Raw genomic sequence first — 12,470 nt, 5'->3', positions numbered from 1 at the left:
AATGAATCCCCATGAGCACCCATGCCGCCGCCCGCGTCGCGGCCCCCACCCGCCGCGAGCAGATCCTGCGGGAGGCCGCGCGCCTCTTCGCCGAGCGCGGCTTCCACGGTGTCGGCGTCGACGAGATAGGCGCCGCCGTCGGGATCAGCGGCCCCGGTCTCTACCGCCACTTCCCCGGCAAGGACGCGATGCTCGCCGAGCTGCTGGTGGGCATCAGCGAACGGCTGCTGGACGGTGGCCGCCTGCGGGTGTCGGAGGACGCCGAGCGGGGCGGCGGCTCCCCGGAGGCGCTCCTGGACGCGCTCATCGAGGGCCACATCGACTTCGCCCTCGACGACCGCCCCCTCATCACCCTCCACGACCGTGAGCTGGACCGGCTGCGCGACACGGACCGCAAGCGGGTGCGACAGCTCCAGCGGCAGTACGTGGAGGTCTGGGTCGGCGTCGTGCGCGCCCTCTACCCCGCGCTGCCCGAGGACGAGGCCCGCGTCACCGTGCACGCCGTCTTCGGCCTGCTGAACTCCACCCCGCACCTGGCCCGGCCCGAGGCCCGCCCCGGCCGCGAGGCCACCGCCGCGCTGCTGCACCGGCTCGCGCGCGGCGCGTTCGCCGCCGCCGTGGACGCCCCCTCCTGACCAGGAGTTTCATCGTCCGGGCAACCTGGAAAGGGTTCCTCACGTCTGTCCGACCAGGACGCACGTCCGTCCGACCAGGACGAGAAGAAACGGGGAGCTCGACCATGGCCGTCTCGCTGGGCGAAGAGATCATGCTGCTGTCGCTGGACGACACCACCGGCGCGGCGAAGGGGGAGACGGCGGCGCGCTGGGGCGTGGCCGCGGGCATGCTCCTGGAGCTGGTCATGGCGGGCCGGGTCACGGTGAAGGGCGGCCGCGTCGAGGTCTTCGACCCGTCCCCGATCGGGGACACGCTGCTGGACGGGCGGCTCGACCGGCTGGCCCGCTGGGTCCACGGGGCCTCCAGCAGCCGCAAGGTGATCGACTGGCTGACCCGGGACCACGCGAAGGGCTCGCAGGACGTCGTGGACAGCCTCTGCGCCCGTGGTCTGGTGACCGAGGAGCGCCACCGGGCCCTCGGCGTCTTCCCCGTACGCCGCTATCCGGAGGCCGACGGCTCCGTCGAGCGGGAGCTGCGCGCCCGGCTGGCGGCGGTGGTGCTGCACGGGGCCGAGCCGGACGCCCGCACCACCGCGCTGATCGCGCTGCTGCACGCCACGGGGATGCACCCGCAGACCTTCCCCGGCCTGCCGAAGAAGCAGGTGGCCCCGCGCATGGCGGAGATCGCCGGCGGCCACTGGGCGGGCGTGAGCGTGCGGGAGGCGATCCGCAACCTCCAGGCGGCGATCTCCACGGTGACCGTGGTGACGGTGCTGTCCGTGGTGCCGTGACTCCTGGTGCCGTGATCCGCCCGGCCCATCCGTATATACGCCCGCCGCGCCCCTGTGTACGCCCGCCGCACCTGACGTTGTACGCCCGCCGCACCTGACCGAGACGCAACCGCCCCGACCGAACCGAGAGGCCAACGTGTCGCAGAGCCCCGACACCATCGCACCCACGGCCGGCCCCTTACGGCCCCACCGCATCATCGAGGTCGACGCCCTGCGCGGCTTCGCCCTCTGCGGCATCTTCCTGGCCAACGTCCTGGTGATGGCGGGCCTCGACGGACAGCGCGGCGGCGGACCGGACGCCACCGCCGCGGACCAGGTGGCGCACTGGCTCGTCATGATGCTCGTGCAGACCAAGTTCTACCTGCTGTTCTCCTTCCTCTTCGGCTACAGCTTCACCCTCCAGATGGCGTCGGCCGAACGCGACGGGGCCTCCTTCCGGCCGAGGATGCTCCGCCGGCTGCTCGGCCTGTTCGTGATCGGTGTCCTGCACGCCGTCCTGCTCTACCCCGGCGACATCCTCACCACGTACGCCGTCCTCGGCCTGGTCCTCCTCGCCGTCCGGGCCGCCGACCCGGCCGGGGTGTGGCGTGCCGCGCTCTGGGTGTACGGGGCCGTCGCCACGGTCTACCTGCTCCTCGCGGCGCTCCTCGCCCTGGTGGACCCGGGCGACGAGGACGGGGCCCTCGCCACCCGGACGGCCGAGCTGACCGCCGCGTACCGGGGCGGCCCCGGCGATGTCGTCCGCGCCAACATGGACGCCTGGGGCGACCTGGTGGCCGGGCTCTTCATGATGGGCGGCATGGTCGTCGCCGCGTTCCTGGCCGGGTTCGTGGCGGGCAGGCGCCGCCTGCTGACGGACGCCCCGGCCCGCGCGGACCGGCTGCGCCGGATCTGCCTCTGGGGCTTCGCCGTCGGGCTGCCCGGCGGCGCGCTCATGGCGGCGGGCATGGTGGGGCCGCTGGGCGCCCGCTGGGAGGTCCCGCTGTTCCTCGTCGGCATGATCACCGCCCCGGCGCTCAGCGCGGCGTACGCGAGCGGCCTGCTCCTCTGGTTCACCACCCCGCGCGGCGCCCGCCTCGCCGCCCGGCTGGCACCGGCGGGCCGCATGGCGCTCACCAACTACCTGGCGCAGTCCCTCGTGATGGCCCTCGTCTTCACCGGTTACGGGGCCGCCCTGTACGGCCGGGCCGGTGCGGCGGCCGTGGTGGGCGGCGCGTTGGTCTTCTACGGGTGCCAACTCGCCGCCTCCGCCTGGCTGATGAAGCGCCACCGGCTCGGCCCGGTGGAACGGCTGCTGCGCGCGGTCACGTTGTGGGGGCGGCCGACACCCCGCGCGCAGGGCGTGTCCGGCGGATCAGGACGCGGACCCGGTCAAGATCCGCCGGACACGCCCTGAGGGCCCGCTCCCGGGCGGGCGCCGGGTGACGGCCGCCGGGCTCAGCCCCCGTCCTTGACCGAGACCGTGACCCGGTCCACCCGCATCGGGTGCCCCGGCTCGGTCTCCGGTCCGGCCGTGGCGCCGTCCGCCTCCGGGAGCTTGCCGCCGATCGCCACGTTGAGGATCAGGAACACCCCGTGGTCCACCGTCCGCTTCCAGGTCCCGGCGTCCATCCGGTCGGCGCTCACCCGGTGGTACACGCGGCCGTCCAGATACCAGCGGACCTCGCCCGCGCCGAGGTCCACTTCCACGGCGTACGAGTGGAACTCCGTACGGCAGGTCGCGCACGGCTGCGGGCCCGAGGTCAGCCCCACGGGCTCCTCGCACGGGCCGCCGTCGAGCACCCCGCAGTGCATCGTGCCGAAGACGGTGTCCCGGCCGTTGACGGACTCCATGATGTCCAGCTCACCGACGCCCGGCCAGCCCGTGTACCCGTCGCGCAGCGAGGCGCCCAGGGTCCAGAACGCGGGCCAGTACCCCGCCGCCTCCGGGCCGGTCACGTCCGGCAGCGCGATCGACGCCTCGATCCGCAGCACCCCGCCGGGCGGCGGCGCGAAGTCGGAACGTACGGTCTCGATCCGGCCCGAACTCCACTCGCCGCCCCTCCTGGTGGGCACGATCTCCAGTGCGCCCTTCCCGTCCAGGCGGACGTTGTCGGTGGAGTCGGTCATGGTCTCGATCTCGCCGGTGCCCCACTGCGGGGCCGGGCAGCCGGGGTAGCAGGTCCCGATGTCGTACTGCCAGTTCGCGGGGGAGGGGCGGCTGCCCGCAGGCCCGTCGAAGTCGTCCCGGAGCAGCTCGGTCCAGCCGTCCGCCCCTGGTGCGGCGGGAGTTGAGGGCTCGGGGGTCGTCGCCGGCAGGGCGCCCGCGTCCGTCAGCAGCCGCTCCAGCCTCGGGGTCAGTACGACGGCCGCCACGTTCGTCAGATGGGCGTCGTCCCGGTAGAGCAGCACCCGGTCCCGTACGGCCGGGCAGGTCGGGCCGTCCCCCGGGCACAGCACCGGGTTCACGCTGATGGACCGTACGCCCGGCACCTTCCCCGCCGCGATCCGCCGCGCCAGCGGATCGGCCGGTACCGCGTCCGCCCGGTCGAACGCGCAGGCGGCGTCGTCGTCGGGGGAGCCGGAGACGCAGGCGGGGATGTCCGTACCGGGTACGGGGGTGCCCTCGATGTACACGATCGGGGCGCCGGTCTCCCGCAGCGGCTTCAGCGTCCTCTCCCAGGCCGCGGTGAGGAGTTGACGGTCCTCGGTGTACCGGTTGAGGGAGGCGATCACGATGAGCCGGGGCCTCGGCCCCGTACGCAGGCGGTCCAGGGTGTCCGCCCGCCAGGTGTCGCACTCCCGGTAGGCGCGGCCCAGTTGCGGGCTGTCCACCGCCAACTGCGGCAGTGGGCAACCCTGCTTGACCAACTCCTGGAGTGCCCAGCCGCGTTGGGAGGCCAGCGCGAGCATCGGGGAGAACCACTGGCCCGCGTGCGAGTCGCCGAGCAGCACGATCCGGTCCGGGCTGTCCACCGCGCCGAACAGGCACTGAGGGCTGCGCGTCACCTCCGGGGCGACCTGGCACCCCTGGTCCGGCGGGAAGTCCTTGCGGGCCTGGGCCGGGCTCGGCACCACCGGCCCGCCGTCCGCGACCGGGGCCCCGGGAACCCGCGCGAGCAGCGAGGGCCCGGAGGCGGCGCCCGGCGGCAGCCCCTTGACGTCGACCGGGGTGGCCGGGCCCATCATGTGCAGCGTCGCGGTGCCCACCACCAGGGCGAGCACGACCGGCAGCACGATCGCGGAGATGCCCACCGACAGTCCCCGGCGCGGGAGTTCGGAGACCGTACGGCTGCGGCGCAGCGGCTGCTCGACCCAGCGCATCGTGGCGAGGGCGGGCAGTACGGCCGCCAGCGTCAGCGCGGTCTTCGCGGGCCAGCCCAGCGTGCCGAGCCGGGCCTCGGCGAGGACGATCACCGGCCAGTGCCACAGATAGAGGTTGTACGAGAGCCGCCCGACCGCCCGGGGCCCCCGCCCCGCCAGCAGCCGCCCGACCCCGTAGGCGCCCTGGACGTTCCGCTCGCCCCGGCCGGGTATCGCGGCCAGGATCACGGCGGCGGTGGCCAGGGTCGGGACGAGCGCCGCGTAACCGGGGTACGGTGTCGAGGCGTCGTACGCCACCACGCACCAGCCGATCGCCACCGCCCCGCCCCAGCCGCACAGCAGCCGCAGCGGACGCGGGCCGCGCAGCAGGTGCCACGGCAGCAGCGCGAGCAGAGCCCCCACGCCGAACTGCCAGACGCGCGAAGGCGTTCCGAGGTACGCGAGCGAGACCGAGTGCTCCGTCCAGTACAGCGACAGCGCGAACGAGCCGAGGACCAGCACCCCGGTGACCAGCGCCACGACCGCCCGCACGGCCCGTCCCCGGCGGAGGGCGCGGGCGGTGCAGAGGACGGCCACGGCGAGGAGCGGCGCCCAGAACAGGTAGAACTGCTCCTCCACGGCGAGCGACCAGAAGTGCAGCAGCGGGCTCTGGTCGTGCCCGGCGGCGAGGTAGTCCGTCTGCTGCGAGACGAACCGCCAGTTGGCGACGGAGAGCGCCGCCGCGAGGACGTCGTACTCCAGGTCGGTGCGGCGCAGCGGTACGGTCAGCCAGGCCCCGGCCACCGCCACGGCCGCGAGCACCACGGCGGCCGAGGGCAGCAGGCGCCGGGCCCGGCGGGAGAAGAAGTCGCCCAGCCGGATGCGGCCGGTGCTGATCGCCTCGCGGACGAGCAGGCCGGTGATCAGATAGCCGGAGATCACGAAGAAGACATCCACGCCGATGAACCCGCCTGCCGTGCCCGGGATTTCGGCATGGAAGGCGAGGACGCAGAGGACAGCGACCGCGCGCAGTCCCTCGATGTCGGGCCGGAACGTGGAGCGGTGCGGGCTCGGCCCGGACTCACCGCCGGAGCGCGCGGCGGGCGGCGCGGCCGGTGGCGCGGAGGCCGGTGCGGAAGCGGGTGGGGAAGTGGGTGGGGAAGCGGGTGCTGAGCGCTTCCGGCGGGGGCCGGGAGCCAGGAGGAAGGGCATGGTGGTGGGGCCTTTCGGCTCGGCTCAGCTCGACCAGGGGAGCATGGGGTTGACCCATCCCGAGGCGAGCAGACCGGTGAGCAGGAGGACGGCGGAGGCGGCGAGGGTCTCGGGCCAGCGGCGGGGCAGCATGCCGGTGGAGAAGCCCAGGCCCGTACGGGGACCCCGGGCTCGGGGCGTACGGGAGCGCGGGGCGGCGAGCGGGTTCGGCTGCGGGGAGCTCCCCGCCGGGCGCAGCTCGCGCAACAGGTCCCGGATCAGCGGGACGTTGATCTGGAGCTGTACCAACAGGTAGAGCCCCAGCCCCCAGTTGGGCTCCCAGCCGTTACGGGCCACGGCCAGCGCGATCCCCAGCGCGGCGGCCCCGTTGGAGAGGACCAGCCAGACCAGCGAGACACCGGCCACCCGGCGGGCCATCGCCCCCGAACTCCCCTTGGCCCGCACCCCCGTGGGCACCCAGGCGGCGCTGCGGCCCCGCAGGGTGTGCCAGAACGCGGTGGCGGCGGCCACGCTGGTGAGGACGTTGGCCCGGATCACCTCGACCCGCCAGCGGGTCCGGCTGATCCGGGGCAGCAGCACGTGCCAGAGCCAGAGCGGGGCGAGCAGCGGCAGGACGTGCCAGGGGCGGATGTGGTCCGGGTACCAGAACATCATCACCAGCGGCGGCAGCGGCGCGGCGAAGGTGTTCACGGCCGTGGTGAGGTACCCGACCACACCCTCGTAGAAGCAGAGCCGCATCCGCCAGGGCGCCCGCATCCGCTTCAGGACCGGGGTCCCGAGCAGATGGAGGTTGCCCATCGCCCACCGGTACTGCTGGTTGACGAAGGAGGTGAGTTCGTCGGGCGAGGTGCCCTTGGCGACCAGGACGGGGACGTACAGGGTGCGGAACCCCTTCTCGTGCAGCGCGAGCCCGGTGTACAGGTCCTCGCTGTGGTCGAGCCGGGCGAAGCCGCCCGCCAGGTCGATCGCGCTGCGGCGGTAGACGGCGTTGGAGCCGCAGCAGATGGCGGCGTCACTGGCGTCCCGGGACGGCTGGATCCAGCGGAAGAACCACTCCTGGGCGGAGCCTGCGGCGCGCTGTATCCACCCCATGCCCTCGTCGGTGTCGAAGCACTGCGGGCTCTGCACGATGCCCACGGCGGGGTCGGCGAGATACGGCACGAGGTGGCGCAGGAAGTCCGGGCGGGGCGCGAAGTCCGCGTCCAGGATCGCGATGTACTCCGAACTGCTCAGCGTGAGCGCGTGGTTGAGGTTGCCCGCCTTCTTCAGGTGGCCCCGGTCGGGGCGGACGACGTACTCGTACCCGTACGAGGCGGCCAGCGCGGCGACCTCGGGCCGGTCGCCGTCGTCCAGCACCCAGACGGTCAGCGCGCCGGGCCAGTCCACGGCGGAGACGGCGCGGTAGGCGTTGGCGAGGATGGGGAGGGGTTCGCCACAGGTCGGCAAGTACAGGTCCACGGACGGCAGTTCGGCGGGCTGCCAGGCGCGGACGAGGATCTCGTGCGACGGCCGGGTCAGCCGGCGCTTCCGCAGGCTGTTGACGGAGGAGAGCAGCAGCGCCACGACGTTCAGTCCGAGGATCGCGAGGAAGGCCCAGAGCGCCGGGGTCCGCAGGGCGAAGGTGAACATGGTGGCCGCGGTGAAGACGAAGGCGAGCGAACTGCTCACCAGAACCCAGCGGCGCTGCGGTCCGAAGTACCAGAACAGCTCGTCGTCGGACGGTGGTTGCGGAAGGTGATGCACGGTCATAAAGCCCCCCACGGCTGTGTATGTACCCGTTTCAGGTGGCCCACCCTAGTACCAAAGGTATAGACCACTTGCTCGAGAACGAGGTGGTGGGCGGAAATGAGACAGCGGATTGGCGCGACTCAATTGGTCCAGACCTCTGGGTGCTCCCATTCGACCGGCCGCACCCGTCGGCCCGAGGAAGGCGCAGGTCACAGGCGGATGAACAATCCCGGAAGACTGAAGACCCACGAGGCTTCCGGGGCCTGCGGGACCCCTGGGACCTGACCGGATTCCTGGGGTTCCCCGGCGCTCCTGAGGCTTACCGAGCACGTACCGCACCCCGGACGGCACAATGGGTTCATGCCGATACCCAGCCGCGCCGCCCTCGTCGACCACCTCGTCCGTACGCGTATCGCGGGGGACGTGGCCACACCACGGGACAACAACCTCTCCCACTACCGCAAGCTCGCCAACGGTGACCGCCACTACTGGCTGGGCCTGGAGCTAGGCGACCGCTGGACCGACGAGCAGGACGTGCTCGCCGTGATGGCCGAGCGCTGCGGGGTGAACGACGACCCCGAGCACCGCATCGGCCAGGACACCATCGACCCCGAGCTGACGGTCGACGCCCTGGAGCGGATGGCGGCCCGTCTGCGCAAGGCCGCCGACGGGCGGGAGCGGGTCCTCTTCGCCACCGGCCACCCCGGCGGCCTGCTGGACGTGCACCGGCAGACGGCGGACGCGCTGCGCCGGGCGGGCTGCGAGATCGTCCGCATCCCGTCGGGGCTGACGGCGGACGAGGGCTTGGTCTTCCAGTTCGCCGACGTCGCGATGCTGGAGCGCGGCGCCACTCTCTGGCACACCCACTCCCCGGCCCCGATGGCCGCCATCCTGGACGCGATGGCGCACCTGGGCCGCCCGCTGCCCGACCTCGTCGTCGCGGACCACGGCTGGGCGGGGTGCGCGGGCCAGCGCGGACTGGACGCGATCGGCTACGCGGACTGCAACGACCCGGCCCTCTTCCTCGGCGAGTCGGAGGGCACCCTCCAGGTCACCGTCCCCCTGGACGACCATGTCACCGACCCGCGCCACTACGACCCGATGACGGAGTACCTGCTGCACGCGGCGGGGCTGCTGGCGGACGAGCCCGAGCCTGCCCGGGAGCCCGCCGCGTAGTGCGATCCGGCGGCTCCGATGAGTTTCCGGCCCGGCGGCCGTCTTCCCTGACGGAGAGCGGCCGCCTCGGCGGGAGGCGGCCGACGGAGACGGAGGGCCAAGGCCATGAAGTTCAGTTCGACGATGTTCCAGAGCGGCAACAACACGGGTATCGAGGTGCCGGAGGACGTGGTCGAGGCGCTCGGCGCCGGAAAGCGCCCGCCGGTGAACGTGACCGTGAACGGTTACGCGTACCGCTCGACCATCGCCCCCATGGGCGGCCGCTACCTCATCCCGTTCAGCTCCGGCAAGCGCAAGGAGACCGGGATCGCGGGCGGCGACGCCATCGAGGTGGAGCTGACCCTCGACACCGCGCCCCGCACGGTCGAGCCGCCCGAGGACCTCGCGGCGGCGCTCGCCGCGGCTCCCGGCGCGGCCGAGGCGTTCGCGGCCCTCTCGCCCAGTCGCCAGAAGGCGCATGTCACCTCGGTCGAGGGCGCGAAGACGGACGCCACGCGGGAGCGGCGGATCGCGAAGGCGGTGGCGGAGCTGACGCCGTAGGGCCTCAAGGGCCGGCGCGTCGCTCCCGCTGCTCGCGCCCCGGCGTCGGGTCCAGATACACCCGCCGGACCGAGGGGAACCGTTCCCGCAGCCGCGCCTCCGCCTCCTCGCAGGCCCACTCGACCTCCGCCGCCGTGGCCATGTCCCGGAAGTCGACCTTCGCGGCGATCAGGATCTCCGTCGGCCCCTGGATGAGCGTGGTCAGCTCCAGTACGCCGACGATGTGCGGTACGGATGTCAGCTCCTCCCGCACCCCCGCCCGCATCGCCGCGGGCAGCGGCCGCCCGATGAGCAGCTGCGCGTTGGACCGGCCCAGCACCCACGCCACGTACACGAGCAGCAGGCCGATCAGACAGGACGCGATCCCGTCCCAGACCCCCGACCCCGTCAGCTGCCCGCCGAGCAGCCCGCCCGCCGCCAGCAGCAGCCCGGCCAGCGCCGCCGAGTCCTCCATGACGACGGCCTTCACGGCGGTGTCGGGGGTGTGGCGCAGGTAGTACGTGTCCGGCACCCGCAGCCGGGCCGCCTCGCGCCGTACCTGTTTGACGCCGGTACGCAGGGAGTAGCCCTCCAGCGCGAAGGCGACGCCGAGGACGATGTACGAGATCAGCGGATCGCCCAGTTCCTCGCCCGCGATCAGGGTGTGCACCCCGTCGTAGACCGAGAAGACCGCACCGCCGACGAAGGTGGCGATGGAGGCGAGCATGGCCCAGATGTACCGCTCGGGGCCGTAACCGAGGGGGTGGTCCTCGTCGGCCGGCTTCTCGCTCCGCTTGAGCGCGGCGAGGAGCATGACCTCGGTGACGGTGTCCGCGACCGAGTGGGCCGCCTCGGAGAGCATCGCGCTCGACCCGCTGATCAGCCCGGCGACGGCCTTGGCCACGGCGATCCCGAGGTTGGCGAGGGCCGCCACGATCACCGTGAAGGTGGACTCCCCGCCATCAGCTCTGCTCTGGGCCTCCGCGTCGCTCATGGTGCGGAGTATGTCCGAAATGAGACGTCAGATGGTGCTCATCCCCGGGGCACGCGGACGACACCCTCCTGGATGACGGTGATCGCGAGGCGGCCGTCGGCGGTGTGGATGCGGGCCTGGCCCAGGCCCCGCCCGCCGGAGGCCGACGGCGACTCCTGGTCGTACAGCAGCCACTCGTCCGCCCGGAACGGCCGGTGGAACCACATCGCGTGGTCCAGACTCGCCCCCACCACGTCCCCGACCGCCCAGCCGCCCCGCCCGTGGGCCAGGAGCACCGAGTCCAGCAGGGTCATGTCGGAGACGTACGTCGCCATGCACACGTGCAGCAGCGGGTCGTCCGCGAGCTTGCCGTTGGTCCGGAACCAGACCTGCGAGCGCGGCTCCCGGGCCTCGCCCGCCGTACCGAACGGCGGCTCGTCCACATACCGCAGGTCGACGGCGGCCCGCGCCTCGATCAGCCGGTCCGCCATCCCCGGGTCGGCGAAGCGGTCCGCGTACCGGGGCAGCATCTCGGCGGCCGTGGGCAGGGACTCCGGATCGGGGGCCGCGGGCATGTCCGCCTGGTGCTCCAGCCCCTCTTCGTAGGTCTGGAAGGAGGCGGAGAGGTGGAAGATCGGCTGCCCGTGCTGGACGGCGACGACCCGGCGGGTGGTGAACGACTTCCCGTCGCGGATGCGGTCGACGGTGTAGACGATGGGCGCGCCCGGGTCGCCCGCCCGCAGGAAGTACGCGTGCAGGGAGTGGGCACCCCGGTCCGCCGGGACTGTCCGGCCCGCGGCGACCAGCGCCTGGGCCGCGACCTGCCCGCCGAACACCCGGGGCACGACCGCGCTGCGGCTCGTGCCCCGGAAGATGTCCCGCTCGATCCGCTCCAGGTCGAGCAGATCGAGCAGGGAATCGAGTGCTGCGCTCATGAAGAGAACGCCGTCCTTACCGAAGCGGCTGGTGAAGTGTTCACAGCCCCATCGACTTGGCGATGATCGACTTCATGACCTCGCTGGTGCCGCCGTAGATGCGGTTGACGCGGTTGTCCGCGTACAGGCGGGCGATCGGGTACTCGTTCATGAAGCCGTAGCCGCCGTGCAGCTGGAGGCAGCGGTCGATCACGCGGTGCGCGACCTCGGTGCAGAACAGCTTGGCGGAGGCGGCCTCTGCTGCCGTGAGCTCACCGGCGTCCAGCGCCTCCAGCGCGCGGTCGGCGACGGCCTGGGCCGCGTCCACCTCGGCCTGGCAGGCGGCCAGCTCGAACTTCGTGTTCTGGAAGGAGGCGACGGTCTTGCCGAAGACCGTGCGCTCCTGGACGTACTCCTTGGCGAACCGGACAGCGGCGGCTGCCTGGGCGTACGCGCCGAAGGCGATGCCCCAGCGCTCGGAGGCCAGGTTGGTGCCGAGGTAGCCGAAGCCCTTGTTCTCCTCGCCCATCAGGTCCTCGACCGGGACCTTGACGTCGACGAACGCCAGCTCGGCGGTGTCGGAGGTCTTCAGGCCGAGCTTGTCGAGCTTGCGGCCGACCGAGTAGCCCTCGGACGTCGTGTCGACGGCGAAGAGGGAGATACCGAAGCGGCGGTCGTCCTCGCGCGGGGCGGCGGTACGGGCGCAGACGATCACGCGGTCGGCGTGGACGCCCCCGGTGATGAAGGTCTTCGCGCCGTTGAGGACGTAGTGCGTGCCGTCCTCGGAGAGCTTGGCGGTGGTCTTCATGCCCGCGACGTCGGAGCCGGTGCCCGGCTCGGTCATCGCGAGCGCCCACATCTCCTCGCCGGTCGCGAACTTCGGCAGCCAGCGCTTCTTCTGCTCGTCGGTGGCGAGCATCTTGATGTACGGGAGGCCGAGCAGCGTGTGCACGCCGGAGCCGCCGAAGGAGACACCCGCACGGGAGGTCTCCTCGTAGATGACGGCCTCGTACTTGTGCGAGTCGATGCCCGCGCCGCCGTACTCCTCGTCGACCTCGATGCCGAAGACGCCCAGCTCGCCCAGCTTGAGGTAGAAGTCGCGCGGCACCTCGCCCGCGGCGAACCACTCGTCGTACACCGGCACGACCTCGGCGGCGATGAAGGCGCGGATGGTCTCCCGGAACGCCTCGTGGTCCTCGTTGAATACCGTACGGCGCACGGGGTGCCTCCTTGATCGGCTGAAGTGTTCGTCGGTGGACGC

10 protein-coding genes are annotated in these 12,470 nt (G+C 72.6%); 5 read left to right on the top strand and 5 right to left on the bottom strand.

Features of this window, described 5'->3' with window-relative positions:
- Positions 1–11: 11 nt before the first annotated feature.
- The 3 genes from B7C62_10590 to B7C62_10580 all read left to right on the top strand — a co-directional run bounded on the left by B7C62_10590 (position 12) and on the right by B7C62_10580 (position 2,801).
- Positions 12–635, top strand: coding sequence for a TetR family transcriptional regulator (locus B7C62_10590; GenBank protein ID ARF72672.1), 624 nt, complete (start codon positions 12–14; stop codon positions 633–635).
- A 104-nt stretch (positions 636–739) separates the two neighbouring features.
- Positions 740–1,405, top strand: coding sequence for a hypothetical protein (locus B7C62_10585; protein ARF72671.1), 666 nt, complete (start codon positions 740–742; stop codon positions 1,403–1,405).
- A 94-nt stretch (positions 1,406–1,499) separates the two neighbouring features.
- Positions 1,500–2,801: a hypothetical protein gene (locus B7C62_10580; GenBank protein ID ARF72670.1), complete on the top strand. Its 1,302-nt coding sequence runs from the start codon at positions 1,500–1,502 to the stop codon at positions 2,799–2,801.
- A 41-nt stretch (positions 2,802–2,842) separates the two neighbouring features.
- On the opposite strand, the gene B7C62_10575 is transcribed toward B7C62_10580, so the two are convergent.
- The gene (locus B7C62_10575; GenBank protein ARF72669.1) at positions 2,843–5,899 is read right to left on the bottom strand and encodes an acyltransferase; all 3,057 of its coding nucleotides are present in this window, start codon (positions 5,897–5,899) and stop codon (positions 2,843–2,845) included.
- A gap of 24 nt (positions 5,900–5,923) precedes the next feature.
- Positions 5,924–7,648 carry a glycosyl transferase gene (locus tag B7C62_10570; GenBank protein ARF72668.1) on the bottom strand — a complete coding sequence of 575 codons (1,725 nt, stop codon included), beginning with the start codon at positions 7,646–7,648 and terminating at the stop codon, positions 5,924–5,926.
- 339 nt (positions 7,649–7,987) lie between these two features.
- Here B7C62_10570 and B7C62_10565 point away from each other — a divergent pair, with 339 nt between their 5' ends.
- The gene (locus B7C62_10565; GenBank protein ARF72667.1) at positions 7,988–8,803 is read left to right on the top strand and encodes a phosphatase; all 816 of its coding nucleotides are present in this window, start codon (positions 7,988–7,990) and stop codon (positions 8,801–8,803) included.
- A 105-nt stretch (positions 8,804–8,908) separates the two neighbouring features.
- Positions 8,909–9,343, top strand: coding sequence for a hypothetical protein (locus B7C62_10560; protein ID ARF72666.1), 435 nt, complete (start codon positions 8,909–8,911; stop codon positions 9,341–9,343).
- A gap of 4 nt (positions 9,344–9,347) precedes the next feature.
- Here B7C62_10560 and B7C62_10555 read toward each other — a convergent pair whose 3' ends face one another.
- Genes B7C62_10555 through B7C62_10545 form a run of 3 tightly spaced genes read right to left on the bottom strand, consistent with a single transcriptional unit; the run spans position 9,348 to position 12,428 of the window.
- On the bottom strand, positions 9,348–10,316 hold the full coding sequence (locus tag B7C62_10555) for a cation transporter (GenBank protein ID ARF72665.1): 969 nt from the start codon (positions 10,314–10,316) through the stop codon (positions 9,348–9,350).
- A gap of 38 nt (positions 10,317–10,354) precedes the next feature.
- Entirely contained in the window at positions 10,355–11,230 is an 876-nt protein-coding gene (locus B7C62_10550) for an acyl-CoA thioesterase II (GenBank protein ARF72664.1), read from the bottom strand.
- 40 nt (positions 11,231–11,270) lie between these two features.
- Positions 11,271–12,428, bottom strand: a complete 1,158-nt coding sequence (locus tag B7C62_10545) for an acyl-CoA dehydrogenase (GenBank protein ID ARF72663.1) — start codon at positions 12,426–12,428, stop codon at positions 11,271–11,273.
- Positions 12,429–12,470: the final 42 nt, after the last annotated feature.

The sequence above is a fragment of the Kitasatospora albolonga genome (assembly GCA_002082585.1).
GTDB lineage: Bacteria > Actinomycetota > Actinomycetes > Streptomycetales > Streptomycetaceae > Streptomyces > Streptomyces stephensoniae.
Note: the sequence above shows the minus strand (reverse complement) of the source record. Positions and strands in the feature narration are given on the sequence as shown.

Excerpts from the sequence above, each read along its gene's own strand:
- B7C62_10560 (ARF72666.1), top strand. The coding sequence starts at position 8,909 with ATGAAGTTCAGTTCGACGATGTTCCAGAGCGGCAACAACACGGGTATC.
- B7C62_10550 (ARF72664.1), bottom strand. The coding sequence starts at position 11,230 with ATGAGCGCAGCACTCGATTCCCTGCTCGATCTGCTCGACCTGGAGCGG.
- B7C62_10570 (ARF72668.1), bottom strand. The coding sequence starts at position 7,648 with ATGACCGTGCATCACCTTCCGCAACCACCGTCCGACGACGAGCTGTTC.
- B7C62_10585 (ARF72671.1), top strand. The coding sequence starts at position 740 with ATGGCCGTCTCGCTGGGCGAAGAGATCATGCTGCTGTCGCTGGACGAC.
- B7C62_10590 (ARF72672.1), top strand. The coding sequence starts at position 12 with ATGAGCACCCATGCCGCCGCCCGCGTCGCGGCCCCCACCCGCCGCGAG.
- B7C62_10575 (ARF72669.1), bottom strand. The coding sequence starts at position 5,899 with ATGCCCTTCCTCCTGGCTCCCGGCCCCCGCCGGAAGCGCTCAGCACCC.
- B7C62_10555 (ARF72665.1), bottom strand. The coding sequence starts at position 10,316 with ATGAGCGACGCGGAGGCCCAGAGCAGAGCTGATGGCGGGGAGTCCACC.
- B7C62_10565 (ARF72667.1), top strand. The coding sequence starts at position 7,988 with ATGCCGATACCCAGCCGCGCCGCCCTCGTCGACCACCTCGTCCGTACG.